This is a genomic window from Streptomyces pseudovenezuelae (assembly GCF_001513955.1).
Taxonomy (GTDB): Bacteria; Actinomycetota; Actinomycetes; order Streptomycetales; family Streptomycetaceae; genus Streptomyces; species Streptomyces pseudovenezuelae.
In genome coordinates, this window is record NZ_KQ948149.1 from 498,321 (window position 1) to 523,595 (window position 25,275).

Sequence of the window (25,275 nt, forward strand, 5' to 3'; positions counted from 1 at the left end):
TCGTGGTTTCTCCGTCGACCTATCCGAAGAGCTTCTTGAGCTCGGCGTTGACCTTCTTCTCCGCCGTGGCGAGCGCGGCGTTCGGGTCGCCGTTCTTACGGACGCTGTTGGCGAACGCGTCGGTGAGGGCGGTGATCATCGCCTGGGTCCAGCCGATGTTGTCGAAGTGCCCGAACTCGTTGAAGAGCTTGACGCCCTCGGCCGGCAGACCCGACTTCAGCTTGGTGGCGGACTGGGCGATGGAGGTGCGCGGCGGGATGTGGAAGCCGTACGAGGTGGCCCAGTCCTCCTGGTACTGCTTCTGGTCGATCCACAGCCACTTGACGTATTCCTTGGCCGCGTCCACGTTCTTGCCCTTGGCGTTGACGAACATCGACCAGCCGCCGTTGTAGACCGACTGCTTGCCGTTGTCGCCGACCTTGGGGAAGGGGAAGACACCGAGGTCGTCGCCGAGCGCCTTCTGCATGGCGGGCATCGCCCACATGCCGCAGAACTGGATGGCGCACAGGCCCTGGTTGATCGCGGACGGGTCCCAGTAGTCGGCCGGGGCGTCGAGCAGCAGGTTGCCGCTGGTGAACAGCTGGCGCAGCTGCTTCATGCCGGCGGCCACCGCGTCCGTGTGGAAGGCGGGCTTGTTGTCGGGGGTGAGGGTGTCCGCGCCGGCCGACCACAGGAGCGGGTTGATGGCCGGGGTGAGGTCGTTGCCGAGGAAGACGCCCTTGACCTTGTTGGTGGTGAGCTTCTCCGCGGCTTCGAGCAGCTCGTCGAGGGTGGTCGGCACGTCGACCTTGGCCTTCTCCAGCATCGACTTGCGGTAGAAGAAGAACTGCGGGTCGTCGATCATGCGGACGCCGTATATCTTCCCGTCCACCGTGTGCGACTTGATGTCGGCCGGGTTGAAGTCGTCCTTGACCGGGCCGATGATGTCGGTCAGGTCCGCGACCTGGCCGCTCTTGACCATCTGGATCTGCGGGTGGAACTCGAAGACGTCGGGCGCCTGCTTGGTGAGCAGCGACGAGAAGAGCTTGGCCTCGAAGGTGTTGCCGGTGATCCAGTTGGTGGTCACGTTGGCGTCCTTGTACGCAGCCGCGTACCGCTTGATCGCCTGCTCCGTCCCCGCCTCGCCGTAGGCGTGGAACATCTGGGTGAGCTGCGTGCCCGACCCCCCGCTCCCGCCCCGGCCGTTGTTGCTGCCGCACGCGGCCAGCCCGCCGGCGGCGGCCAGGCCCATCGCGGCCCGCAGAACGTTTCGACGGTCCCAGTTGCTGTTGCTCAATGCCGACATGCTGACGTCCTTGTCTCGAATACGGCTACGGCTCTGCGCCACGGCTCTGCGGCTCAGTGCCAGGTGGCTCAAATGGACCTGCGGTGCGGGACGTTAACCTTCGGCTAAGGCTTCGGCAAGGGGTTGGACGAAGTCTGCTCGAAGCGTTGTGCAGTGTTCGGGATACCGGACGTCCCGGGGTTGCGGGCCGCCGCACCGCGGCCCGCAACCCCCCTGCGGATGTGCTGTGTTACTGCCTGAACCAGGCCTGGTTGGTCCCGCCGTTGCAGGTCCACAGGCCGACCTTGCTGCCGTCGGCCGTCGCCTGTCCGCCGACGTCCAGGCAGGTGCCGGACGCCTCGCTGACGACTTGGCCGTTGGAGTTCAGCAACCATTGCTGGCTGCCGTCACGGGTCGTCTCGGGGCTCGTGGTGAGCCCCGAACTCCCCGCGGTCAGATAACCGTTCACGCCCTTCAGGCGGCCCTTCGCGTCGTACGACCACACCTGCTCGGCCCCGCCCGTGCAGGTGGTGATCGCCGCACCCGAGGCGCCCGCGGTCAGGCACTTGCCGGACTGCTTGCCCGCCAGCGCGCCCGTGACCGCCGAAGTGCCGTGGCCCTTCTGGTCGAGGACGTACGTCGTGATGGACCGGGCCGGCAGGGTCGCCGAGGCCGTGCCGCCCTTGACCGAGGGCTTGGCGACGTTCGCCCAGCTCTCCGTCGCGGAGGTCCGCACGGCCTTGCTCGCGCGCACCGGCGCCTTGCTGTTGAAGTGCAGCTTCACCGCGGTGTCGGTGGTGTTGTGGTTGTTGACCACGGCGACCCACTTGCCGTGGTCGTCGTAGGTCGACACCTCGACGCCGTCCGGGACGCCGGTCACGTTGTGGGCGACCGCGCCCGGCCGGACGAACTTGCTGTACTGGCCGAGCGCGTAGTAGCGCTTGGTGTAGTACAGGGTCTGGTTGCCGTTGGTGGCATAGTCCGGGTCGTAGTAGATCAGGCCGTCGTTCCAGCCCTCGGAGTTCTTCGCGAGGGGGTCGGAGCCGATCATCTCCGACAGGGCGACCCACCACTGGAACGCCGAGTCGTGCGCGGTCGCGAAGTCCTTGTAGATGATCCGGGAGAGGTTCAGACCGCCGTCGATCGTGGGGTCGTACTCCTGGGCCCAGCCGGTGCCGCCGTTGCCGAAGCAGCAGATCTCCGTGGACCAGGACTGCTTGCCGACCGACCTGGACGTCTCGTAGATCTTCGCCCGCTGGTCGTCGCCCGGGTTGTTGTACGTGTGGTGGGCGAGCTTGTCGACGTACTGGGCGGTGTCCGGCTGCGAGATCCACTGCGGGACCTCGGTGTTGAAGCTGACCGTGCTGCTGGACTCGTCCGCGATGATGCCGGTCCGCCGGCCGCGTGCCTGCTGCTCGGCGCCCAACGCCCGCACGATGTCGTCGCGTTGGTCGACCGGTACCAGCATGCCCTCCTGGCCGCAGTCGTCGAAGCTGTTGGTCGGCTCGTTGAAGGGACTGATGTAGTCGAACCGCACGCCCTGCTTCGCGAAGTGGTCGGTGACGTCGGCGACGTACTTCGCGTAGTCCTGGGTGTTCTCCGCCTTCAGATAGCCGCCGCAGCTCTTGGTGTTGGTCTTCCACTGCGCGGGCGCGCTGTTGACGAAGGCGATCAGGTCCTTCACGCCGTACCTGGCGGCCGCGTACAGGAACGTACGGCCCGCCTTGTCCTTGCTCCAGTCGTACGACCCGTCGTCCTTGACGAAGGTCTCGGGGGCACGCGGCGCGTAGGTCACGCCGGTGCCGCCACCGCCGATGTTGTAGCGGTAACTGCTGAGCGCCAGGCCGTCCTTGGAGAACAGCAGCCGGGACACCCGGGCCTGGACCTTCGGGTCGAAGTTCTTCAGGTCGTTGACCCACCAGGCACCCGAGGCGCCGATGTTGTCGATGGTCTGGGCGGCGTGCGGGGAGACTTCGGCCACCGTGGGGGTGGCGGCCGACGCGGGCGGAGCGGATATCAGCGGTCCCGCGACAGCGAACGCGGCTGCGGCTGTCAGCAGGGCCGATCTCTTGCGGTGGGGGTGAGACACGTGCATCCCTTCCGTCGTCATGAAGGTGGTGCGGTACGGCTCCTAGCGGGGGTCGTGCATCTTGGTGCGGGCCGGGGTGGTGCGTTTGGCGGACCTCTGCCCGACCGACTGGAGCGCCCCTTCGAGCGCGAACGTCGCCGCGCCCAGGCACGCCGGGTCCGTCGGGATCGGGGAGAGGACGATCTCGGTGGCGGCCATCGGCCGGGGCAGCGCGTGCCGGGCGACGGCCTCGCGCACCTCCGCGACCAGGGGCTCGCCGAGGGCGGCCGCGACCCAGCTGCTGAGCACCACCACCTCGGGGTTGAACAGGTTGACCAGGTGGGCGATGGAGGCGCCCAGGTAGCGGGCGGTGTGCCGGACGACCTCGATCGCCACCGGGTCCCCGGTGCGCATCCCCCTGGCCAGTGCGGCGATGGTCGCGGTCTGGTCGCCCGGGTGCAGCAGCTCGCTGTCGGGGCTCAGCTCCCGCAGGTTCAACATGATCCCGGGCGCGCCCACGTACGTCTCCACACAGCCGTGGTTGCCACAGCGGCACAGGCGTCCGTCCAGGACGATCGTGTTGTGGCCCCACTCGCCGGCGCTGTTGGACACACCCCGGTGCAGTCCGCCGCCCAGGACGAGCCCGGCGCCCACGCCGGTCCCGAGGGTGACCACCACGGCGTTCCCGCTGCCGCGCGCGGCCCCGAACCACAGCTCGGCCACGGCGACGGCACGCAGCGGATTGTCCAGGTAGAGGGGGTAGGCGATGTACTCGGAGAGCAGGTCGACCAGCGGCACGTCGTGCCAGTCCCAGTTGGGCGCGTACTCCGAGATGCCGGTCGCGCGGTCCACCTGCCCCGGCACGCTCACGCCCACGCCGAGCACCCGGGCGCCCTCGATCCCGGCCTGCGTGACCACCGAGCCGACGGCGGCGGCCACATGGCCGACCAATTGCTCGGGGAGGCTCTCGCCGGGGCGGACGTCCTCCTCGGCGCGGGCCAGGACGTTCAGCGCGAGGTCGAACAGCTCGACGTGGACGTAGGTCTCCGCGATGTCCACGCCGATCAACGCGCCCCCCGACGCGTTGACGGCCACGAGCCCCCTCGGGCGCCCGCCGGCCGACTCCTCGAACCCGACCTCCGTGATCATCCGGAGATCGAGCAGCTCGCCCACGAGCGTGGCGACGGTGGCCAGGCTCAGCCCGGTGGCCGCCGCCAGCTCCTGCCGGGAGGTGGGCGACTCGGCGATGATCTGGCGCAACACCTCGTAGCGGTTCGCGGTGCGGATGTCGCGTGATGTGCGCTTCACCGGGCCTGCCCCATCCCTTCGCTCATGCCGGGACGACAGTGGCACCGGCGCGGCGCAAGGCTATGGGCTGCGAGGGACTTTGTACAAGGGGTTAGGAAAGGGGCTTTATAAAGTCAGTCGGCGAGTACGGCCCGGACGAAGTCGTTGGCGAATTTTGCCTCGGGGTCCAGCTCGCGCGCCAGCTTCCGGAAGTCGCCGAGTCGCGGGTGGCGCTCGCGCAGTACCGCCGCGGGCGTGGTGAAGACCTTGCCCCAGTGCGGCCGCGCGTCGAAGGGGTCCAGTGCCTCCTCCAGTCGCCGCACCACCGGCAGGACCGCCGCCGTGTCCGCGATCCAGGTGAAGTGCAGGGCGACGGTGTCCCGGCCGTAGGAAGGGCTCAGCCACTGCTCGTCGGCGGCCACGGTCCGCACCTCGCAGGTCTGGAGCACCCCGGCGACCGTCTCCCGGATGCCGTCCACCGCGTGCAGTGTCGCGACGGCGTCCACGCGCGGCAGCAGGTACTCCGACTGGAGCTCCGCCCCGCTGCTCGGCGTGAACTCGGCCCGGAAATGCGGCAGTCGGTCGTGCCAGGGCCCCGGCACCCCGAACTGCTCGGTGCAGTTGACCGCGGGCATCCCCGGCACCGGGTGCATCTTCTCGCCGGCGGGCGCGGCCCACGGGAAGTCGGCGAGCGGCTGGTCCGTCCGCCGCTTGACCCAGACCTGCCGGAAGCCCGGGGCACGCCAGTCGGTGAAGAGGCTGACGCTGTACGCCGTCGACATGACCGTCCCGAAGGCCGCCGAGTCCAGCCCGGTGAGGGGGAGTTCGGTGAAGACGTACTGCTCCACGTCGAAGGACGGCACGAGGTCCAGGGTGAGCGCGGTGACGACACCGAGCGCGCCCAGCGAGGTGACCGCGCCGCCGAAACGCGGGTCGTCCCGGGCGATGGTCAGCGCCGAGCCGTCCGCGGTGACCAGCTCCACCTCGCGCACGGCCGACGAGAGCGGACCGTTGCCGACCCCCGAGCCGTGGGTGCCGGTCGCCACCGAGCCGGCCACCGAGATGTGCGGCAGCGAGGCCATGTTGGGCAGCGCGAGGCCGTGGGCGTGGACCGTGCGGGCCAGTTCGGCGTACCGGACGCCGCCCGAGACCCGTACCGTACGGGCCTCGGTGTCCACGTCGATCACCGGCGGCAGGTCGGCGATCGACAGCAGGACGCCCTCAGGGCCCGGCTCGGCGATCTCGTTGAAGGAGTGCCCGCTGCCCAGCACCCGCACCCGCGCGCTGCCCGCCACCAGGGCGGCGAGCCCGTCGAGCGAGGAGGACCGGTGCAGCTTCTCGGCGGAGTAGGTGATGTTCCCCGCCCAGTTGGTGATCGTCTCCGACATGTCCGTCGTTCCTCCCGGAAGTGTGTATGCGTTGACCCTCTCATTTGTCGGGGCCTACCGTAGAGAGCGTTTTCTACAACCTTTCCGTACGCCTTTCCGCAGGTATGGAGGATCCCCACCTTGCCGGAACGACCCCAGGCGCTGTTCGCCATGACCGCCGAGAACATGCCGCTCGTCTTTCCGCCCGAGGTGCTGGCGCGGCTGCGGGAGTCCGTGGACATCGATCCCGCGCTGGTGGCCGAGGACCTCACCGACCCGGTGTTCGCGGACGTGCTGGCCCGCACCGAGATCCTCGTGACCGGCTGGGGATGTCCCCGTCTGGACGCGGCCGTCCTCGACGCGGCCCCCAAGCTCCGGGCCGTCCTGCACTCGGCCGGCTCGGTCAAGGGCTTCGCCACCCCCGAGATCTGGCGGCGCGGGATCGTCGTCTCCTCGGCGGCCGAGGCCAACGCGCTGCCCGTCGCCGAGTACACGCTCGCCGTGATCCTGCTCGCCGGCAAGGACGTGTTCGTGCGCCGCGAGCGGATGCGCGCCGAGCGGTCGTCTCCCGGCTGGGGTGTCGTGCCCGGCATCGGCAACCACGGGCGGCGGGTCGGGGTGATCGGGGCGTCCCGGATCGGGCGGAAGGTGATCGAGCTGCTGCGGCCGTTCGGCCTCGTGGTGAGCCTGAGCGACCCGTACGTCGACGAGGCGGGGGCCGCGGAGCTGGGCGTGCCCCTGACGGGGCTGGACGACCTCCTGCGCACCTCGGAGATCGTAACCGTCCACGCCCCGGAGACCCCCGAGACCCGGCATCTGATCGGCCGCCGCGAACTGGCTCTGATGCCGGACGGCGCGGTCCTGATCAACACCGCGCGGGGCAGCCTGGTCGACACCGACGCCCTCGTGGACGAGCTGCGCACCGGCCGCCTGTCCGCGGTCCTCGACGTCACCGACCCCGAGCCCCTGCCCGCCGACTCGCCCCTGCACGACCTTCCGGGCGCCTTCGTCACCCCCCACCTCGCGGGATCGCAGGGGAACGAGCTGGCGCGGCTGGGCCTGGCGGTCGCCGAAGAGGCGCGGCGGGTCGTGTCCGGGGCCGGGCTCGCGTGTCCGGTGGACTACGCCGGGCTGGAGCGAACGGCCTGATCTGCGGATTTCGTTGTTCTCGGCCTGCCGCAAGGTTCATCAGGGCAGAGGACTGGTCTCGGAACCGCTGAATCAGTAGCGTCCTGCTTCATGGCTCCTGATCAGCTTCCCGAGACCGACCTCACCCGCCACCGGCGACTGCGCGACCAGGGCAGTCTGGACCGGGCCGCCCTGGACGCGATCCTCGACGCGGGCTTCGTCTGCCATCTCGGGGTCGTGGTCGAGGGGCGCCCGCTGGTCGTGCCCACGGTGTACGGCCGCGACGAGCGCCGGCTCTATCTGCACGGCTCGGTGGCCAGCCGCAGTCTCGCGGGCGGTACGCCGGTCTGTGTCACGGTCACGCACGTCGACGGGCTGGTCCTCGCGCGGTCCGTCTTCGAACACGGCGTCAACTACCGCAGCGCCATGATCCACGGCGAGGCCCGCAAGGTGACCGACCCCGAGGAGAAACTGGCGGGTCTGCGCCGGCTGACAGAACACGCGACGCCCGGGCAGTGGTCGTACGCCCGCCGGCCCAGCCGCAAGGAACTCGCGGCCACCACCCTGCTCGTCCTTCCCCTCGACGAGGCCTCCGTCAAGATCCGTACCGGCGCTCCCGACGACGGGGACGGACCCGACGCCGAGCTGGGGCTGTGGGCCGGTGTGCTTCCGCTCACCTGGGCCTGGGGCGCGCCGGTTCCGGACCCGTCACTGCCTCCGCAAACGCCCATACCGGCCCACATCGCACGCCGAGAGGGGACCCGGCACGGGTGATGTCGGTGCGAGGGCATACCGTGAGGAGTCGGTCGTACGTCTGAGCCGGGAGGAGACACGGGATGGGCAGCCGTACCGCGCTGGTCGAGGATCTGATGGAGAGGTTTCCGCAGGTACCGCGGGAAGCCGTCTTCAAGGAGGACCTGCTGCGAGGCGGTGTGGCCTTCGACCCGTCCGCCCTCAGTGACAACGAGTCGGGTGAGGTGAAGCCGAAGTCGTACTTCATCTTCTCCTTCGACCACGGCACCCTGCCGGAACTGGGCGAGGCCGCGCTGCGTCGGCCGCCGGAGGAGATCATCCTCACCGGCGGGCCGTACGACCTGCGCAGGACCGTCGTCTCGGTGCGGGTGAACCCGTCCTCGCCCTACCGCGTCGCCGCCGACGACCAGGGCGTGCTCGGGCTCTACCTCGACGGCAAGCGCATCTCCGACGTCGGTGTGCCGCCGATGCCGGAGTACTACCGGCACAAGCTCTCCAGCGGGAAGTCCGTCATGGAGGTCGCCCCCACCATCCAGTGGGGCTACCTGATCTACCTGACCGTCTTCCGGGTGTGCCAGTACTTCGGCGCCAAGGAGGAGTGCCAGTACTGCGACATCAACCACAACTGGCGCCAGCACAAGGCGGCCGGGCGGCCGTACACCGGTGTGAAGGACGTCGACGAGGTCCTTGAGGCGCTCGACATCATCAACCGGTACGACACCGCCAAGGCGTCCACCGCCTACACGCTCACCGGCGGCGCGATCACCTCGAAGCTCCAGGGGCGCGACGAGGCCGACTTCTACGGCATGTACGCGAAGGCCATCGAGGAGCACTTCCCCGGCCGCTGGATCGGCAAGGTCGTCGCGCAGGCGCTGCCGAAGGACGACGTGCAGCGGTTCAAGGACTACGGCGTGCAGATCTACCACCCCAACTACGAGGTGTGGGACGAGTACCTCTTCAAGATGTACTGCCCGGGCAAGGAGCGGTACGTCGGCCGGGACGAGTGGCACAAGCGGATCCTCGACTCGGCGGACGTGTTCGGGGCGCGCAATGTGATCCCCAACTTCGTCGCGGGCGTCGAGATGGCGGAGCCCTTCGGCTTCAAGACGGTCGACGAGGCCATCGCGTCCACCACCGAGGGCCTGCGGTTCTTCATGTCGCACGGCATCACGCCCCGCTTCACCACCTGGTGCCCCGAGCCGACGACCCCGCTCGGCAAGGCCAACCCGCAGGGCGCGCCGCTGGAGTACCACATCCGGCTGCTCCAGGCCTACCGCCAGACCATGGACGACTTCGGCCTCTCCTCGCCCCCCGGCTACGGCCCGCCCGGACCCGGCCGCGCCGTGTTCTCGGTGAGCTCCTTCATGGACAGCCTCCCGGAAGCCCCGGAACCGGCCGAGGTCTGAGGCGGCGCAGGGCACACGCGGGGAGCGGGGCCCGGCACGGCGCCCGTGCCCCGCGGTGTCAGGTGACGCCGAGCTCCCTGAGGAGTTCGGTGACGCGGCGGCCCGGCAGGGGGGTCCACCTGGGGGTGGGGGCCAGTTCGGCGACCACCCGGGCCAGCCACTCCGGGTCGCCCAGAAGGTGCGCGGCCCGCGCCTCGGCGGTCTTCCGGAACAGGTCACCGAGCAGGAACATGTGCTGGTAGGTGTAGGGGCGCTCGTGGTGGCCGTAGACCACCGTCCAGCCCTCCCGCGGATACCGCAGGTACGCGCCCACGACGCAGGCATCGGGCCCCGCTTCCCCGTATCCTCCGCCCAGCGTGTTCACCACGCCCCCGGCGCGGGTGGCCTGCCAGGTCCGGGCGGCCGCCTTCACCGTCAGGACCTCGACCCTGGACCACGGCACCGCGGAGCGCGCCTCGGGCACCCCGCGCACATGGTGCTCCATGCCGTCCCGCGTGAGCACCACGCACGACCCCTCACCGCGCTTCGGATCCCCGATGACCCATCGGTCCCCGACCAGCTCCAGCGGTCCCAGAAACCGTGCCATGATCCCCCTCCGCGCCGGTCGTACCGCCCCCGGCTTGCCGCGGGCCCACAACTGATTCTCCGTTACGGCTGGTTCCTGTGTGGCGGGATTGATACGTTCCCGCTTCTGGCCCGTACACAAGGACGTGCCGTCGCGCGGCAAGATGCCGTGGGGGAGTGGACCGAACCCTCGGTAACCGAATTGAATAGCCTGCTTGTCAGTTGTGTGGGAGACGTGAAAGGCTCCTGTCCTGCCGCGAGGTTCCCCCCAACTCCTTTGCCAGTATGGCGAGTTGACCTCGCTTTCGATGCAGGAGACCCATGCCCGACCTGCCGACCCCCCAGGACGCCGCCGAGGCCGCGCTGTTCTCCGAGTGCTGGGATGCCGTGCTGTCGTACGCCGATCTGTGCACGGCCGGCTCCACCGCCGCCACCGAACTGGCCGCGGAGGCGTTCTCCCTCGGTATGCGCGAGGCCCGGGACGCGGAGGCCGCCGTCCGCGGTGCCGGCCGCCGTCCGGCCCGGCTGCCCCGGATACCCCTGCTGCTCACCGCCGTTCGTACCACCGCGGCGGAGTGGGAGAGGCAGGGCCTCGGCCACCGCCTCGACCCCGATCTGCGGCTGTGGCTCAACTCCGAGAAGGCGGCCCGCTACACCGGCCCGCCGCTGCAACGCCCCATCGCCCTGCGCGGACTGCGCGATCTGCAGGCGGCGGACGCCGAACTGCTGTGGCTCGCCGAGGTGGAGGCGCTGCCGCTGCCCGTGGTGGCCCGCCGGCTCGGCCTCGACCCGTCCACCGTGGGCGAGGAACTCGCCCAGGTGCGCGGCCTGTTCCGGGACCGCAGCCACCGCAACCACCTCGACATGCCGATGGACGCGCAGTGCCGCAGTTACGCACGGCTGCTGGACGCCGTCACCCGCTCCACCTCCGGTGAGACCCCGGCCGACCTCTCCCGCCATCTCGCGCGATGCCAGCAGTGCGCGGAGGCCGCCGCCTGTCTTCGGTTGCACGGTGGAGGGCTGCCCGCGGCCCTCGCGGGCGGGGTGATCGGCTGGGGCGGGCTCGCCTATCTGGAGCGCCGCCGCCGGGCCGCCGAGGTGCGTCTCGGTGCCGGGCGTCCGCCGGCACTGGAGAGCGGGCCCCCGAACCCCGGCGCGCACAAGGCGAAGGTGGCCCGCAACGGGCTGCTCGTCGCCGCTGTCCTCGTCTCCCTGCTCGCCCTCGCGGTCTCGATGATGCCGGGCGACGACATGAAGAACGGCGCCGCGGGGCCCGGCACCACCGCCGAGGGCCAGCCGGTGTCCAACCCCACCTTCCCCGTCCCCGTGGCCACCTCGCGGGCGCCCGGCTCGGCGCAGACCTCCAAGGCGCCCACGGGGAACCCCTCGGAGTCCACGGGCGCGAAGAACTCGGACCCGGAACCCCAGGGCACCTCCTCCGCGGGCGTCGAGGACCCGGAACCCAGCGAGAGCGCCACGCCCACCTGCAGCGTCGAGTACTCCCTCGTCAACCAGTGGCCCGACGGCTTCCAGGCCGAGATCACCGTCACCACCGCCGAGGCGCTCGACGACTGGCGGGTCACCTGGTCCTTCAAGGACGGCCAGAAGGTGACGCAGATGTGGGACGCCGACTTCACCCAGAGCGGCTCGAAGGTCACCGCGACCGCCGCCGCCTACAACAAGTCGGTCGCCGCGGACGGTTCGCTCTCCCTCGGCTTCCTCGCCTCCTGGCAGAGCAAGAACGCCCCGGCGTACGACTTCGCCCTCAACGGCAAGGCGTGCGCCAAGTCCTGACGGCACATCAGGTGGCTGTCCCCGTGGTTACTTCGCCGCCCACAACCCCCGGACGTGCCCGATGTGCCGGGTCATGACACCGTGGACCGCCCTCTCGTCGCGGGCGATCAGCGCGTCGAGGAGTTCGAGGTGCTCCTCGGCGGAGGCCAGCAGGCGGCCGGACTTCACCAGCGGTGTGAGGCCGTAGAGGCGCGACCGCTTGCGGAGGTCGCCGACCACCTCGACCAGGTGGGCGTTGCCCGCGAGGGCGAGCAGGCCGAGGTGGAAGCGGGTGTCGGCCTCGACGTACGCGATCAGGTCGCCGGACACCGCAGCCTGGACGATCTCCCGAGCGGCCGGACGCAGCGCCTCCAGGGAGACCGGGTCGGCGGTCGAGGCCAGCTCCACCACGGTGGGGATCTCGATGAGCGAGCGGATGTGGGTGTACTCGTCGAGCTGCTTCTCGGAGACCGCGGTGACCCGGAACCCCTTGTTGGGGACGGTGTCGACCAGGCCCTCCTTGGCGAGGTCGAGCATGGCCTCGCGCACGGGCGTGGCCGACACCCCGAAGCGGGCGGCGAGCGCGGGCGCCGAGTACACCTGCCCCGGAAGCAGCTCGCCCGCGATCAGCGCGGCCCGCAGGGCGTCGGCGACCCGCTCCCGGTAGCTGCTCTTCTTTCCGCCGAGGACGGGCAGGGAGGGAGCGGCGGCGGGGGCACCGACGGCGGGAACGCTGGATCGCTGGGCGGCCATGAGGGGCATCTCCTAGTGGTGCAATGTCACGCGACACCGGCATTATCGTCCAAGCGCGCGGGGCCGACCCGAGGTCCGGGCCAGGCCTAGAGGACGAATCCCGCCGGGAACGGGTCGGTCGGGTCGAGCAGGTACTGGGCGGTGCCGGTGATCCACGCCCGCCCGGTGAAGCTGGGCAGCACGGCCGGACGGCCCGCCACCTCGGTGGTGCCGAGCAGCCGGCCCGTGAACCGCGTGCCGATGAAGGACTCGTTCACGAACTCGGTGTGCAGCGGGAGTTCACCGCGCGCGTGCAACTGGGCCATCCGCGCACTGGTGCCGGTGCCGCAGGGGGAGCGGTCGAACCAGCCGGGATGGATGGCCATCGCGTGCCGGGAATGCCGGGCGGTGGCACCGGGCGCGATCAGATGGACGTGGTGACAGCCGCGGATGGACGGATCCTCCGGGTGGACGGGCTCCTCCTCGGCGTCGATCGCCGCCATGAGGGACAGCCCCGCCTTCAGGATGTCGTCCTTGCGGGCCCGGTCGAAGGGCAGCCCGAACTGCTCCAGCGGCAGGATGGCGTAGAAGTTGCCGCCGTACGCCAGGTCGTATGTCACCGTCCGGCCGTCGGCCAGTGCGATCTTGCGGTCCAGGGCGACGGAGAAGGACGGCACGTTCTGCAGCGTGACGTTCTTCGCCCTGCCGTCCTCCACCGCGACCTCGGCCACGACCAGGCCCGCCGGGGTGTCCAGCCGGATCGTGGTGACCGGCTCGACGACCTCGACCATCCCGGTCTCCACCAGCACGGTCGCCACCCCGATCGTGCCGTGCCCGCACATCGGCAGATAGCCCGAGACCTCGATGTAGACGACCCCCCAGTCACAGTCCGGGCGGGTCGGCGGCTGGAGGATCGCGCCGCTCATCGCCGCGTGCCCGCGCGGTTCGTTCATCAGGAGCTGCTTGACGTCGTCGCGGTGCTCACGGAAGTACAGCCGCCGCTCGTTCATGGTGGCGCCGGGGATCGTGCCGATCCCGCCGGTGATCACCCGGGTGGGCATGCCCTCGGTGTGCGAGTCGACGGCGTGCAGGACGAGTTTGCTGCGCATGACGCTCCTGATGGTCGGAGGGACGATTCGAGACTCACACGAGCCCGGCCGCGACCGCCCTCTCGGTGGCGGCCCGCACCACGGCCTCCTGCTCGGGCAGCAGCGGGACCCGCGGCGGACGGCACGCTCCGCCGTGACGGCCCACGAGGTCCATCGACAACTTGATCGCCTGCACGAACTCGACCTTGGAGTCCCACCGCAGCAGCGGGTGCAGCTGCTCGTACAGCTTCTTCGCGGTGGCGAGGTCGCCGCCCACGGCGGCCCGGTACAGCTCGACCGACGACCTGGGCAGCGCGTTCGGGTATCCGGCCACCCAGCCCTTCGCCCCGGCGAGCGCCAGCTCCAGCAGGACGTCGTCGGCACCGATCAACAGGTCGAGTTCCGGGGCGAGTTCGGCCAGCTGATAGGCCCGCCGGACATCACCGGAGAACTCCTTGACGGCCTGGATGCACCCCTCGGCGTGCAGCTCCGCCAGCAGCTCGGGCACCAGGTCGACCTTGGTGTCGATGGGGTTGTTGTACGCCACGATCGGCACGCCCGCCTTCGCGACCTCGGCGTAGTGCGCGAGCACCGACCGCCTGTCGGCGCGGTAGGCGTTGGGCGGCAGCAGCATCACGGACCCGCAGCCCGCGTCGCGCGCCTGTTCGGCCCAGCGCCGGGACTCCGCCGAGCCGTACGCGGCGACCCCCGGCATCACCCGCTCACCGCCGATCGCTGCCACGGCCGTCTCCACGACCCTGGCCCGCTCCTCGGGCGTGAGCACCTGGTACTCGCCGAGCGAGCCGTTCGGGACGACGCCGTCGCAGCCGTTCTCGACCAGCCACGAGCAGTGCTCGGCGTACCGGTCGAAGTTCACGGACAGGTCGTCGTTCAGCGGCAGGGCGGTGGCGACGAGGACACCGCGCCAGGGACGGGGGTCGGTGGTGGTCGGCTCGGTGGTGGTCATGGTGGTGGTCATATGGGGTTCCCTCTTCATAGCGTGTGACATGTCACTGATGCCGCTCCTGCGCGGCCCGCTCCGCTCCGGCCTGCGGCTCACCGGACTCTCCGGCCTGCGGCTCACGGGTCTCTCCGGCTCGCGCCAGCACGCCCAGCGGTACCGGTCGCGCGAAGGGCGTGCGCCCCGCCGCCTGCGCGCACCCGGCGACTCCGGCCACCCCGGGCCCGCACACCCGGCCCTGGCACCAGCCCATCCCGGCCCGCGTGAGCAGTTTCACGGTCCGCAGATCACCGGCTCCCAGCTCCCGCACCGCCTCCCGCACGGCACCGGACGACACCTCCTCGCAGCGGCACACCACGGTCTCGTCGGTGACCTGCTCGGCCCAGTGCGCGGGCGGCGCGTACACGGAGTCGACGGCGGCGAAGAAGGCGCGCAGCTTCTCCCGGGTGCGCGCGGCGGCCGCCCACTCACCCGGATCCGGCACCCGCCCGGCCAGCCGTGCCGCGATCGACCGCCCGGCGATGTGCCCCTCGGCGAGCGACAGGGCGGAGCCGCCGATGCCGGTGGTCTCGCCCGCCGCCCACACCCCCGGCACGTCGGTGCGCTGCTCGTCGTCGGCGTACACGTCCGTCCCGTCGATCCGGCAGCCCAGCGCGTCGGCGAGGTCGGTGTGCGGCAGCATGCCGTGGCCCACGGCGAGAACCTCGCAGACGAGGCGTCGCCGGGTGGCCGGCCGCACCCGCCCGTGCCGGTCGAGGGCGGCGATCGTCACCGCCTCCAGCCGCTCGGCGCCGTGCGCCTGGACGACGGTGTGGCCAAGGAGAGTGCGCACCCGGTGCCGGAGCAACAGGCCCGCGTACCGGGCGCCTTCGGCCACCTTGTCCGGCCGGCCCGCCAGCGCCCGGGACCGCCGTACGAACGCGGCCGGGTCGGCCGATTCCACCAGCGCGGCGACCGTCGTGCCCGCCGCGGCGAGCCCGGTGGCGACGGGCAGCAGCAGCGGCCCGGTCCCGGCGACGACGGCGGTACGGCCGGGCAGGACGAGCCCGCCCTTGAGCATGGCCTGCGCCCCGCCCGCGGTGACGACACCGGGCAGGGTCCAGCCGGGGAAGGGCAGCACCTTCTCGTGACCGCCGGTGGCGAGGAGAACCGCGTCGGCGTGCACCTCGGCCGGCTCCTCCTGCTCCGGGCCGACGAGCGCGTGCACGGTGAGCCCGGCGGCACCCCGGCGCTCGACGAACCAGACGTGATGGTCCGTCAAGTGGCGTACGCGGCCCGCCCGTACATGCGTGTCGAGTCCGTCCCGCAGCCTCTCCCAGGTCCGCCACTGATGATGCAGTGCCTGCGGGCGACGGGCCCGGAACCCCGGGGCGGGCTGCCGGTAGAACTGCCCGCCCGCCTGCGCCCCCGAGTCGATCAGCGTGACGTGGACGCCGCGGGCGGCGGCCGCGAGGGTGGCGGCGAGCCCGGCCGGACCCGCGCCGATCACCGCCAGTCCCGGTTCACCCATGGTGGCCCGTCCCCTCCTGCGTCCGGATCGCGTCGCCCGGCCGGAGCGGGGCCAGGCAAGCCCGTTGGTTCGGGCGGTCGTTGACGGTCACCAGGCAGTCGAAGCAGACGCCGATGCCGCAGAAGATCCCGCGCGGGCGGCCCTCGCCCCGGGTGCTGCGCCAGGAGGTGACCCCCGCCGTCCACAGCGCGGCGGCGACGGTCTGGCCGGGCAGGGCCTCGATCTCCCGTCCGTCGAGGGTGACGGTGAAGGCGGGACCGGGTTCGGCGCGCGCCAGTTCCAGCGGGTTCACGTGGCCTCCTCGGAGTCGGGCGGGGAGCCGGGGGCGGGGAAGCGGTCGGGCCGGAAGGGTGCCGGCTCCAGAGCCGGAGCCTCCCGGGCCAGCATCTGAGCGATCAACTGCCCGGTGCCGGTGGACAGTCCGATCCCCGCGCCCTCGTGCCCGCACGCGTGGAACAGGCCGGGCACCCGCGGATCGGGGCCGATCGCGGGCAGGTGATCGGGCAGGTACGGCCGGAAGCCGAAGTACGTCCGCATCGCGCGCACCCGTTCCAGGAACGGGAACAGCCGGGTCGCGCCCGCCGCCAGTGCCCGCAGCGCGGGCAGCGACAACGAGCGGTCGAAGCCCACCCGTTCACGGGTCGCACCGATCAGGACGGGCCCCGCCGCCGTCCCCTCGACGACCGGCGAGGTCTGCAGGGCCGCCGAGTCGCTGGCCACGTCCGCCACGTAGTCGGCGGCGTACACCTTGTGGCGGACCATGCGGGGGAGCGGCTCGGTGACCAGGACGAAACCGCGCCGGGGGAGCACGGGGAGGTGCACTCCCGCGAGCGCGGCCAGCTCACCGCCCCAGGTCCCGGCGGCGTTGACGACATACGGCGCGTGGATCTCACCGAGGCCGGTCCGCACCCCGCGTACGGCACCGCCGCCACCGCGCAGCACCCCGGTCACCGCCGCGCCGGTGACCAGGCGGGCACCCGAGGCCCGTACGAGACGGGCGGCGGCCAGCGTGGGCATGACCTGCGCGTCCTGGGGATACAGCACACCGCCGGCGAGCCCGGGCGCCAGCCGGGGCTCCAGCTCCCGGAGCCGGTCCGCGTCCACCCGTACCGCCTCGACGCCCGCGGCCCGCTGTCCGGTCGCGAACTTCTCCAGGGCTTCGAGGCCGTCGGGGCCGGCGGCGACGACCAGGCCGCCCTTGCGCTCGTACTCGATGGCGTCGCCGACCTCCTCCGCCAGGTCGGCCCACAACCGGCCGGACAGCAGGGCGAGTTCGAGTTCGGGGCCCGGCTCCTTGTCGGAGACCAGGAGATTGCCCTCACCGGCGCCGGTGGTGCCGCCGGCCATCGGGCCGCGGTCGACGACGATCACGTCGAGACCTGCCCGGGCGGCGTACAGGGCACAGGCCGCGCCCACCATCCCGGCTCCGACGACCACGACATCGCAGGTCAGTCGCTTGCTCACGCCAGTACTATGTCACATGACGCTGAGTGCGGGAACACCTCGACACCGGAGGGCGGCGGCGGGGCGGAGCGAGTGAGGGCTCCGGGACGGACGCCCCTCACCGGACCCTCAGTCGACCTCGCTCGGGTCGGCGGCCGGGGTACGGCCCGCGTGGACGTCCTCCAGCCGGGCCGTACCGAGCTTCGCCGCCTGCTCGGTGGTGTCGCCGTCGACCCCGTCGAGCCCGCCGTTGGTGAGGCTGATCGCGTCCGTGCCGACCCGCAGCGCCGCGACATCCAGGGTGAGGGTGGTGGGCGAGCCGCCCGAGGTGCCCTGCATCATGACCCGCAGCCCCTGCCGGGCGTCGCCCTCCTTGGGCAGGGAGCGCTCCGTCACCTGAACCGTGCGCTGAGCGCCGGAGGTGTCCTTCACCGTGAACTGGTCGCACTTGACCGGCAGGCTCTTCAGCCAGGCGAAGGTCTTGTCCAGCCCCGCCCGGTCATAGGCCGCCACCTGGTAGAGCAGCCGGGAGTCGCCCTCCACGAAGCCGGTGAGCGCGGACGCCCCGGACGGCTTGCCCAGGAGATCGTCGTCGTAGAGCCGGTCGAGGAGCTTCTGGCAGTCGGCGGCGTCCGCCTTGCCGGTGATGAAGTCGGCGACGTCCACCTTGCCGACCAGCAGACTGTCGTGCCAGGTGGCCGCGTTCTTGACCTGGGTCCAGTCGTCCTCCAGATCCGCCTCGGTCACCAGCGCGGCCCGCGCCCCGGCCGCGGTGAGCGGGGCCGCGGAGGCCTGCGCGAGAGGCGAGGAGGAGATCCGCGTGGTGTCCGCGCGGTCCGGCCCGCTGTCCTCCCCGTCCGAGCACCCGGCGGTCGTCAACAGGACTCCGGCGGCCAGGGCGGGGGCGAGGACACGGAGGGGGCGGGGCGGGCGATGGCTCATCACGGGGTCTCCTGGAGCTGGGGGTCGGCTTCCATGCCACAACCGCTTCCTCCGGACGACCAGCGCACCGGGCTGTTCGAGTGAGCGGGACGCTCGGGACGGGTCCGGAAAACCGGTGGCGCCCGCTACGCCGACGCCCCTAAAGTGAGATCACTTCGCACGGCGGCTCACGGCTGCCGCGCCCCACGAGCGAGGAATGAAGGAGGTGTCGACCGATGACTGTCTTTGCGACGAGTGCTGCCCGCATCCAGATCATCAAGTCCACCTCCGTGGCCCTCGGCTGACACCGACTCCTGGTGCCGGGGCCACCCTGTGAAGGGTCTCCCTTGACTTCCACCTCAGTTTTCTCCGCTCTCGCTCCCTACGGCTGGGACGAGGCATGGGCGGACGCGTTCGCCCCCTACGTGCCCGAGGGGCTCCTGCCCGGACGTGTGGTCCGGGTCGACCGCGGGCAGTGCGACATCGTCACCGCCGACGGGATGCTGCGGGCGGACACCGCCTTCGTCACCCCGAACGACCCGATGCGCGTCCTGTGCACCGGCGACTGGGCCGTCGTCGAGCCCGCGGGCAATCCGCAGTACGTACGGACGTATCTGCCGCGCCGTACCGCGTTCGTGCGCTCCACCTCCTCCAAGCGGTCCGAGGGGCAGATCCTCGCCGCCAACGTCGACCACGCGGTCGTCGCCGTGTCGCTCGCCGTCGAACTCGACCTCGGCCGTATCGAACGCTTCCTGGCCCTGGCCTGGGAGTCCGGCGCCCAGCCGCTGGTCGTGCTCACCAAGGCCGACCTCGTGCCGGACGCGGCCACGCTCGCGCATCTCGTGGAGGACGTGGAGACCACGGCGCCGGGTGTTCCGGTGCTGACCGTCAGCGCGCTGGACGGGGAGGGGCTCGATGTGCTCGTCGCGCTCGTCTCCGGGGGTACGACCGTGCTGCTCGGGCAGTCCGGTGCCGGGAAGTCCACGCTGGCGAACGTGCTCGTCGGCGAGGACGTGATGGACGTCCAGGCCGCCCGGGACGCGGACGGCAAGGGCCGCCACACGACCACGACCCGTAACCTCCTCGCCCTGCCCGGCGGGGGTGTCCTCATCGACACGCCCGGCCTCAGGGGGGTGGGCCTGTGGGACGCCGAGAGCGGTGTCGGACAGGTCTTCTCCGAGATCGAGGCACTGGGCCGGCGGTGCCGCTTCCACGACTGCGCGCACGAGAGCGAGCCCGGGTGCGCGGTGCTGGCCGCACTCGACTCCGGTGAACTGCCCGAGCGGCGGCTGGACAGCTACCGGAAGCTGATCCGCGAGAACCAGCGGATCGTCGCGAAGACGGACGCCAGGCTCCGTTCGGAGATCCGGAAGGAGTGGAAGAAGCGGGGCGCGCAGGGCAAGGCGGCGATGGAGGCGAAGCGGGGACGCTGGGCGTAGCGGTCCGGCGGCCGGGTCAGGGGCGCGGGGAACCGGACCGGCCACGACGGACCCGCACCCGTCCACGAACCTGTCGCTCCGTCCCCGCGCACCGCGGCCCCGCGCCCCGCGCACCGCGCTGTCCGATTTCCGCCAGCGGCACCCTCGCCGAGGGCGGAGACTGGAGGGCGTGATGGACGAAGACACCAGGTACGAGGCCGTGCGCAGCCGGGACGCCCGGTTCGACGGCGAGTTCTTCTTCGCCGTCGAGACGACCGGGATCTACTGCCGGCCGAGCTGTCCTGCGGTGACCCCCAAGCGTCACAACGTCCGCTTCTACGCGACGGCGGCCGCCGCGCAGGGCTCCGGTTTCCGGGCCTGCCGGCGGTGCCGCCCGGACGCGGTGCCCGGCTCCGCGGACTGGAACGCCCGGGCGGACGTGGTGGGCCGGGCGATGCGCCTGATCGGCGACGGTGTCGTCGACCGGGAAGGCGTCGCCGGGCTCGCCGACCGCCTCGGCTACAGCGCCCGCCAGGTCCAGCGCCAGCTCACCGCCGAACTCGGCGCGGGACCCGTCGCCCTGGCCCGTGCCCAACGGGCCCACACCGCGCGCGTCCTGCTCCAGACCACCGGCCTGCCGGTCACGGAGATCGCGTTCGCGTCGGGCTTCGCCAGCGTGCGGCAGTTCAACGACACGGTCCGGGAGATCTACGCCGCCACGCCCAGCGCCCTGCGGGCCGCGGCCCGGACCACCCGCCGCGCCGCCACCCCCACGGCGGGCATCCCGCTGCGGCTCGCCCACCGCGGCCCCTACCGGTCCGATGCCGTCTTCGACCTGCTGGAGATCGAGGCCGTGCCCGGCGTCGAGGAGGTGAGCGGGGCATCCGGCCGGCGCACCTACCGCCGTACCCTCCGCCTCCCGCACGGCACCGGCATCGTCGCCGTCCAAGAACGCCCCGGCGCGCCCAGGACCACCTCCGGCGCGCATCCCGGCGGCTGGCTGGACGCCCGTCTGCACCTGACCGACCCCCGCGATCTGACCACCGCCGTCGGACGGCTGCGGCGGCTCCTCGACCTCGACGCCGACCCCTACGCCGTCGACGAGCGGCTCGGCGAGGACACCCGGCTCGCCCCGCTGGTCGCCGCCCGCCCCGGACTCCGGTCGCCCGGCGCCGCCGACCCCGAGGAGTACGCCGTACGCAGCCTGGTCGGCCGTGCGGAAGCCGAACGGCTCGTGCGGCGCTACGGCAAGACCCTCGACGCGCCCTGCGGCAGCCTCACCCATCTCTTCCCCGAGCCCGCGGCCCTCTGCGACGCGGGCGGCGCCGTCGGCACGCTCGCCACCGCCCTCGCCGACAAAACCGTACGACTCGATCCCGGCGCCGACCGCGACGAGGCGCAGCACGCCCTGCGCGCGCTGCCCGGCCTGGACGACCGGACCGTCGCCGTCATCCGCGCCCGCGCCCTCGGCGACCCCGATGTCGCCCCACCGGGCCTCGACACCCCCGACACCTGGCGCCCCTGGCGCTCCTACGCCTGGCAACACCTGCGCACAGCAGGAGAGTTGGAGTAATCATGGCCATCCGCTGGACCCACGTCGACAGCCCCGTCGGGGCCCTGCTCCTCACCGCCGACGAGACCGGTGCGCTGACCTCGCTGTCCGTCCCCGGTCAGAAGAACGGCCGTACCGTCCAGGAGGGTTGGGTCCACGACCCTGCCCCCTTCCGGGAGGCCGAGGAGCAGCTCGCCGCCTACTTCGCCGGTGAACTCAAGGAGTTCCGGCTGGAGTTGCGCCCCACAGGCACCGACTTCCGGACCCGCGTCTGGGACGCCCTCGACGACGTGCCGTACGGCGCGACGACGACGTACGGCGAGATCGCCGCCCGCGTCGGTGCCTCGCGCGTCGCCGTCCGGGCCGTGGGCGGCGCGATCGGCGCGAACCCCCTGCTCATCCTCCGCCCGTGCCACCGGGTGATCGGCGCGAACGGCCTGCTCACCGGGTACGCGGGCGGCCTGGAGCGCAAGACGGCCCTGCTCACCCTCGAAGGCGCCCTCTAGGTCCTCCAGGTCCTCCAGGCCTCGGGGCCCTAGGACTCCTCCAGTCCCCAGCTGTGGATCCGTCGCGGATGGATGCGGATCAGCTCCTCGCTGAAGTGCGGGCCCAACTCGTGCGGGCCCGTGAGGAGTTCCGCCTCCCCGCGGATGTCGATGCCGCGTACCGTCCACGGGTCGAGGCTGACGATGTCGTCGACGACCAGGGCGACCTTCGGGTTCTTCTGGAGGTTGCGCCACTTCTTCGTACGGCCCATCGCGTGACCGCCGATCAGGATGGTGCCGTCGTCCTGCGGGAAGAAACCGACCGGGTTCGCCTGCGGCTGTCCGTGCGGGTCGACGGTGGCGAGCCGCCCCAGCCGCTGGGACTTCAGGTACGCGCGCTCGGCCTCGCTGAATTCGGTCATGCCAGCCACCCAAACACGTGCGCGCGGCCCGCACATCGGTATCTGGTCCCAACTCTGCCCAGACCGCTCAGGCCTGCCCAGGACTGCGTGGGGCCGCGTGGGGCTGCGATCCGTCTCATCCCCACAGCACCGCCCCCAGCCACGCGCCCGTGATCAGCAGGCAGGTGAACAGTTCCGCCAGGACGCTGGAGCCGCCCGAGCGCATCGCCGTGCGCAGGGCGGTCCTCGCCTCCCGGTGGCCGCCGAGCCGGAGGCGTTCGGAGACGTAGATGCCGCCCATGAACCCGGGGATCGCGCCGAGCACGGGGATCAGGAAGAAGCCGAGGAACGCGCCCACCCCGGCGTACACGGCCATGCGTGGGGTGGCCCCGCTCTCCCGCAGCCGGCGCGGCGGCAGCGCCCAGCGCACCACCTGGGAGAGGAACAGGGCGACCGTGGCCCCCACGAGCACGCCCCACGCGACCGGCTGCGGGTCCTTCAGCGCCCACCACAGGACCGCGGCCCACACGAGCCACGACCCCGGTACGCCGGGCACCAGAACCCCGACCAGGCCGAACAGCATGACCAGGCCGACCAGCAGGAGGTCCCACACTCCCATTCGTCCAGGGTGCCGGAGGACGGACGCAAGCGCAGATCAGAGGTTCTCGGCGGCCTGACCGGCGGGTGCGAGCGGGTCGTAGGAGGCCGGCCGGCCTGCTGGGCAACACGCGTTCGACAGGTCACTCGACACGCCGTTCGGCGGGTGCGGCGGCACTTGATTTTCGGGATGCCCCGTTTTCATACGGCCCGCACGGTGGACAATTGGGGGCATGAGCCAGCAGGGGGGAAGGCCCACCGGTCAAGAGGACGACTGGTGGGGGCAGCTGTACGACTCCGCCGACGACACGGGCCCCGCACCGGCCCCCGACACCCTCGACGACCGCTTCGCCTCGGCGGCGGGGGCGGTACGGGACGGGTCCGGGGCCAGGGTGAGCACGGCCGACGAAGCCGCGGTGCCCCGCGAGAGGGGTGGTGGGGGAGGCACCGACTCCGGAGTGGGGAGCCCTCGGCCCGGTACCGGGGTCCCCGCGCCGCGAACTGGCGACCCCGACGCGACGGCCCCTCCAGCCGACCGGCACCGCGCCCCCTGGGGACCGGAAGCGCCCTCTGACGCACCCGCCTCCTACCCACCCGGATTCGCCGAGCGCGCGCCCGAGGACCGGCCCGCGAGTGGTCGTGCGTCCACGGAGACCCCTCCGGCCACGACCGTCCCGGCCTCGCGCGTGCCGACCGAGCCCCCGAGGCCCCCGACCGCGCCGCCCCCACCCCCTTCCGCCCCGCCTCGCCCCGCGGCCCCACCCCCACAGCACGCCGACGACCGGGCCGCGCCGGCCGGCACCGATGACGCGGGCGGCGGTGGTTTCGGCGGGCCGGTCCCGCCGGGCGACCCCGCTGCCGGTCCGGCCCGGGACGCCGTCCCCGACCGGCCCGTCTCGCCGGACCGCGGCGACGCCCGTGGGCCCGGCTTTCGCGGAGGCGGCCCGGGTGAAGGTGGGCCGGGCGGTGCCGGTTGGCCTGAGGGGGCCTCCGGTGGGCCCGCCCCCGTCGGCGGTGACGAGGACGTGCCGGCTCCTGGCCGCCCCGAAAGCCTTCCGAGGCCCGCAGAGCGACCTGCAGCCGGCACCCAGCGAAGCGAAGGCGACTGGTGGGCCGCACCACCAGCCCCGGGTTTCGCCCCGGCCCCCGGCCCCGACCCGCGCTTCGTCCCGGCCCCCGGTCCCGACTCCGGTTTCGACCCGGCCCCTAGGCCTGGCTCCGGCTCGGCCTCGGGCTCGGCCTCGGGCTCCGGCTCCGGCCCCGTCTCGGACTCGGGCTCCGTCTCAGGCCCCGACCCCGACCCCGTCTCCGCCCCAGGCCTGAACCCCGCCCCCGCCCCTACCCCCACCCCCGGCGCCACTCCCACCCAAAAGCCCCCCACGGCACCCCCACCCCCCACCGGCCCCGGCTCCACCCAGCCCAACCCCACGCCCCCACCCCCGCCCCCCGCGCAGGATCAGGACAGCGCCCCCCACCGGGACGCAACCCACCCCGCCCCGCAGGCGCTCCGTACCGCCACCCGCGTGGACCTGCCCACCCTCCCGCCCGCTCCCGTCGGTTTCGTCGGGTCCGGGCCGCCCACCTACGACGCCGAACCCACCGCCCTCCCGCCCGCCGACCCCGACGAACTCGACGACCTGGTGGCGGACACTGTGCTGGACGGGGCCAGGTACGGGGCCTGCACGCTGCGGGCGGTGTCCGTGCGCGGGGACTCGGCCAGGTTCCGGGGCGAGCCCCGGCGGGACTCCCTGCTCACCGCCCGCTTCGGCACCGGCGACCAGGCGTTGATCCTGGTCGCCATGGCCACCGGCGCCCGCGCCACCCCCGGTGCCCACCGTGCAGCCGCCGAGGCGTGTCACTGGATCGGGCGGGCCGTGGGACGCAGTCACGCCCGGCTCGCGCAGGACATCGGCGCCGCCCGCCGGGGCGACCTCAAGTCAGGGCTGCACCGGCTCACCGACCGCAGTCTCGGCAAGCTCCGCGCCAGCGCCGTCGAGCAGGGCATCGACCCGGAGGAGTACGCCGCCAGCCTGCGCTGTCTGCTCCTGCCCGCCGACCCCGACTGCCGTGTCCGCGTCTTCTTCGGCGTCGGCGCGGGCGGCCTCTTCCGCCTCCGCGACGGCGCGTGGCACGACATCGAACCCCAGGTCACCGACCTCACCGGCGAACCGGTCGTCGGCTTCGGCTCGCTGCCCCCGGAGACCCCCGACGGCGACCGCCTCACCATGGACCTCGGCATCCCCACACCCCCGAGCCCCTACGAACCCGCACCCGAACCACCCCGCGAGGCCTTCCGCTTCCGCGCCTCCGTCGCCCGCCCGGGTGATGCCCTTCTGATGTGCACCAGCGGCCTCGCCGAGCCCCTGCGCGGCGAGGCCGAACTGCGCGAGTACCTCACGGGACGGTGGTCGGACCCCACCCCGCCCGGACTCGCCGCGTTCTTCGCCGACTCCCAGGTCCGGGTCAAGGGATACGCCGACGACCGTACCGCCGCCGCTGTTTGGGAGGCGTGATCGCGGTCATTGTGGATTGATGGACCCAAGGAGACCGAAGGGGT

General features: G+C 72.1%; 22 protein-coding genes. 8 read left to right on the plus strand and 14 right to left on the minus strand.

Annotated features, from left to right (window positions below; genetic code table 11):
* Positions 1 to 19 precede the first annotated feature (19 nt).
* The 4 genes from AQI94_RS26460 to AQI94_RS26475 all read right to left on the minus strand — a co-directional run bounded on the left by AQI94_RS26460 (position 20) and on the right by AQI94_RS26475 (position 6,007).
* Entirely contained in the window at positions 20 to 1,285 is a 1,266-nt protein-coding gene (locus AQI94_RS26460) for an ABC transporter substrate-binding protein (protein ID WP_031040859.1), read from the minus strand.
* A gap of 229 nt (positions 1,286 to 1,514) precedes the next feature.
* A complete protein-coding gene (locus tag AQI94_RS26465; RefSeq protein WP_031040861.1) occupies positions 1,515 to 3,359 on the minus strand; it encodes a glycoside hydrolase in 1,845 nt (614 codons plus the stop codon).
* Positions 3,360 to 3,395: 36 nt separating this feature from the next.
* The gene (locus tag AQI94_RS26470) at positions 3,396 to 4,640 is read right to left on the minus strand and encodes an ROK family transcriptional regulator (protein ID WP_031040863.1); all 1,245 of its coding nucleotides are present in this window, start codon (positions 4,638 to 4,640) and stop codon (positions 3,396 to 3,398) included.
* Positions 4,641 to 4,753: 113 nt separating this feature from the next.
* Positions 4,754 to 6,007, minus strand: a complete 1,254-nt coding sequence (locus AQI94_RS26475; protein WP_031040866.1) for an FAD-binding protein — start codon at positions 6,005 to 6,007, stop codon at positions 4,754 to 4,756.
* A 120-nt stretch (positions 6,008 to 6,127) separates the two neighbouring features.
* On the opposite strand from AQI94_RS26475, the gene AQI94_RS26480 reads away from it, so the two are divergent.
* The 3 genes from AQI94_RS26480 (at position 6,128) to AQI94_RS26490 (ending at position 9,273) form a co-directional block, all read left to right on the plus strand.
* A complete protein-coding gene (locus AQI94_RS26480) occupies positions 6,128 to 7,135 on the plus strand; it encodes a hydroxyacid dehydrogenase (protein ID WP_031040869.1) in 1,008 nt (335 codons plus the stop codon).
* Positions 7,136 to 7,225: 90 nt separating this feature from the next.
* Positions 7,226 to 7,888, plus strand: a complete 663-nt coding sequence (locus AQI94_RS26485) for a pyridoxamine 5'-phosphate oxidase family protein (RefSeq protein WP_031040874.1) — start codon at positions 7,226 to 7,228, stop codon at positions 7,886 to 7,888.
* Between the two features lie 62 nt (positions 7,889 to 7,950).
* Entirely contained in the window at positions 7,951 to 9,273 is a 1,323-nt protein-coding gene (locus AQI94_RS26490; protein WP_031040876.1) for a radical SAM protein, read from the plus strand.
* Between the two features lie 58 nt (positions 9,274 to 9,331).
* Here AQI94_RS26490 and AQI94_RS26495 read toward each other — a convergent pair whose 3' ends face one another.
* On the minus strand, positions 9,332 to 9,859 hold the full coding sequence (locus AQI94_RS26495) for a hypothetical protein (RefSeq protein ID WP_031040878.1): 528 nt from the start codon (positions 9,857 to 9,859) through the stop codon (positions 9,332 to 9,334).
* Positions 9,860 to 10,158: 299 nt separating this feature from the next.
* Here AQI94_RS26495 and AQI94_RS26500 point away from each other — a divergent pair, with 299 nt between their 5' ends.
* Positions 10,159 to 11,631, plus strand: coding sequence for a cellulose-binding domain-containing protein (locus AQI94_RS26500; RefSeq protein WP_031040881.1), 1,473 nt, complete (start codon positions 10,159 to 10,161; stop codon positions 11,629 to 11,631).
* 27 nt (positions 11,632 to 11,658) lie between these two features.
* Here the strand turns inward: AQI94_RS26500 and AQI94_RS26505 are convergent, their stop codons facing one another.
* From AQI94_RS26505 to AQI94_RS26535, 7 genes are all read right to left on the minus strand, one after another.
* Positions 11,659 to 12,363 (minus strand): GntR family transcriptional regulator, encoded by a 705-nt coding sequence (locus AQI94_RS26505; protein ID WP_031040883.1) that lies wholly within the window; start codon positions 12,361 to 12,363, stop codon positions 11,659 to 11,661.
* A gap of 86 nt (positions 12,364 to 12,449) precedes the next feature.
* On the minus strand, positions 12,450 to 13,451 hold the full coding sequence (locus AQI94_RS26510; protein ID WP_031040886.1) for a proline racemase family protein: 1,002 nt from the start codon (positions 13,449 to 13,451) through the stop codon (positions 12,450 to 12,452).
* A gap of 34 nt (positions 13,452 to 13,485) precedes the next feature.
* Positions 13,486 to 14,409: a dihydrodipicolinate synthase family protein gene (locus tag AQI94_RS26515; RefSeq protein ID WP_225890265.1), complete on the minus strand. Its 924-nt coding sequence runs from the start codon at positions 14,407 to 14,409 to the stop codon at positions 13,486 to 13,488.
* 31 nt (positions 14,410 to 14,440) lie between these two features.
* Positions 14,441 to 15,901, minus strand: a complete 1,461-nt coding sequence (locus tag AQI94_RS26520; RefSeq protein WP_062229963.1) for an FAD/NAD(P)-dependent oxidoreductase — start codon at positions 15,899 to 15,901, stop codon at positions 14,441 to 14,443.
* Positions 15,894 to 16,193, minus strand: coding sequence for a (2Fe-2S)-binding protein (locus AQI94_RS26525; RefSeq protein WP_031050527.1), 300 nt, complete (start codon positions 16,191 to 16,193; stop codon positions 15,894 to 15,896). Before AQI94_RS26525 ends, AQI94_RS26520 begins: the two co-directional genes overlap by 8 nt.
* Complete coding sequence (locus tag AQI94_RS26530) at positions 16,190 to 17,365, minus strand: NAD(P)/FAD-dependent oxidoreductase (RefSeq protein WP_031050529.1); 1,176 nt, start codon at positions 17,363 to 17,365, stop codon at positions 16,190 to 16,192. The genes AQI94_RS26525 and AQI94_RS26530 overlap by 4 nt, the downstream gene beginning before the upstream one ends.
* A gap of 108 nt (positions 17,366 to 17,473) precedes the next feature.
* On the minus strand, positions 17,474 to 18,286 hold the full coding sequence (locus AQI94_RS26535) for a hypothetical protein (protein WP_031050531.1): 813 nt from the start codon (positions 18,284 to 18,286) through the stop codon (positions 17,474 to 17,476).
* A 326-nt stretch (positions 18,287 to 18,612) separates the two neighbouring features.
* Between AQI94_RS26535 and rsgA the strand changes: the two genes are divergently transcribed.
* The 3 genes from rsgA (at position 18,613) to AQI94_RS26550 (ending at position 21,741) form a co-directional block, all read left to right on the plus strand.
* A complete protein-coding gene (gene rsgA / locus AQI94_RS26540; RefSeq protein ID WP_031050535.1) occupies positions 18,613 to 19,704 on the plus strand; it encodes a ribosome small subunit-dependent GTPase A in 1,092 nt (363 codons plus the stop codon).
* Between the two features lie 172 nt (positions 19,705 to 19,876).
* Entirely contained in the window at positions 19,877 to 21,256 is a 1,380-nt protein-coding gene (locus AQI94_RS26545; protein ID WP_031050538.1) for a DNA-3-methyladenine glycosylase 2 family protein, read from the plus strand.
* Positions 21,257 to 21,258: 2 nt separating this feature from the next.
* On the plus strand, positions 21,259 to 21,741 hold the full coding sequence (locus tag AQI94_RS26550) for a methylated-DNA--[protein]-cysteine S-methyltransferase (RefSeq protein WP_031050540.1): 483 nt from the start codon (positions 21,259 to 21,261) through the stop codon (positions 21,739 to 21,741).
* A 29-nt stretch (positions 21,742 to 21,770) separates the two neighbouring features.
* Here AQI94_RS26550 and AQI94_RS26555 read toward each other — a convergent pair whose 3' ends face one another.
* Both AQI94_RS26555 and AQI94_RS26560 read right to left on the minus strand, forming a co-directional pair.
* Positions 21,771 to 22,142: a PPOX class F420-dependent oxidoreductase gene (locus AQI94_RS26555; protein ID WP_031050542.1), complete on the minus strand. Its 372-nt coding sequence runs from the start codon at positions 22,140 to 22,142 to the stop codon at positions 21,771 to 21,773.
* Between the two features lie 115 nt (positions 22,143 to 22,257).
* Positions 22,258 to 22,740, minus strand: a complete 483-nt coding sequence (locus AQI94_RS26560; RefSeq protein WP_031050547.1) for a DUF456 domain-containing protein — start codon at positions 22,738 to 22,740, stop codon at positions 22,258 to 22,260.
* Between the two features lie 1,501 nt (positions 22,741 to 24,241).
* On the opposite strand from AQI94_RS26560, the gene AQI94_RS45325 reads away from it, so the two are divergent.
* Positions 24,242 to 25,231: a protein phosphatase 2C domain-containing protein gene (locus AQI94_RS45325; RefSeq protein WP_062229964.1), complete on the plus strand. Its 990-nt coding sequence runs from the start codon at positions 24,242 to 24,244 to the stop codon at positions 25,229 to 25,231.
* Positions 25,232 to 25,275: the final 44 nt, after the last annotated feature.

Bases quoted from the DNA above. Each gene is read 5' to 3' on its own strand.
- AQI94_RS26460 (WP_031040859.1), bottom strand. From the start codon at position 1,285: ATGTCGGCATTGAGCAACAGCAACTGGGACCGTCGAAACGTTCTGCGG.
- AQI94_RS26465 (WP_031040861.1), bottom strand. From the start codon at position 3,359: ATGCACGTGTCTCACCCCCACCGCAAGAGATCGGCCCTGCTGACAGCC.
- AQI94_RS26475 (WP_031040866.1), bottom strand. From the start codon at position 6,007: ATGTCGGAGACGATCACCAACTGGGCGGGGAACATCACCTACTCCGCC.
- AQI94_RS26485 (WP_031040874.1), top strand. From the start codon at position 7,226: ATGGCTCCTGATCAGCTTCCCGAGACCGACCTCACCCGCCACCGGCGA.
- AQI94_RS26490 (WP_031040876.1), top strand. From the start codon at position 7,951: ATGGGCAGCCGTACCGCGCTGGTCGAGGATCTGATGGAGAGGTTTCCG.
- AQI94_RS26495 (WP_031040878.1), bottom strand. From the start codon at position 9,859: ATGGCACGGTTTCTGGGACCGCTGGAGCTGGTCGGGGACCGATGGGTC.
- AQI94_RS26500 (WP_031040881.1), top strand. From the start codon at position 10,159: ATGCCCGACCTGCCGACCCCCCAGGACGCCGCCGAGGCCGCGCTGTTC.
- AQI94_RS26505 (WP_031040883.1), bottom strand. From the start codon at position 12,363: ATGGCCGCCCAGCGATCCAGCGTTCCCGCCGTCGGTGCCCCCGCCGCC.
- AQI94_RS26510 (WP_031040886.1), bottom strand. From the start codon at position 13,451: ATGCGCAGCAAACTCGTCCTGCACGCCGTCGACTCGCACACCGAGGGC.
- AQI94_RS26515 (WP_225890265.1), bottom strand. From the start codon at position 14,409: ATGACCACCACCATGACCACCACCGAGCCGACCACCACCGACCCCCGT.
- AQI94_RS26520 (WP_062229963.1), bottom strand. From the start codon at position 15,901: ATGGGTGAACCGGGACTGGCGGTGATCGGCGCGGGTCCGGCCGGGCTC.
- AQI94_RS26535 (WP_031050531.1), bottom strand. From the start codon at position 18,286: ATGAGCCATCGCCCGCCCCGCCCCCTCCGTGTCCTCGCCCCCGCCCTG.
- AQI94_RS26545 (WP_031050538.1), top strand. From the start codon at position 19,877: ATGGACGAAGACACCAGGTACGAGGCCGTGCGCAGCCGGGACGCCCGG.
- AQI94_RS26550 (WP_031050540.1), top strand. From the start codon at position 21,259: ATGGCCATCCGCTGGACCCACGTCGACAGCCCCGTCGGGGCCCTGCTC.
- AQI94_RS26555 (WP_031050542.1), bottom strand. From the start codon at position 22,142: ATGACCGAATTCAGCGAGGCCGAGCGCGCGTACCTGAAGTCCCAGCGG.
- AQI94_RS26560 (WP_031050547.1), bottom strand. From the start codon at position 22,740: ATGGGAGTGTGGGACCTCCTGCTGGTCGGCCTGGTCATGCTGTTCGGC.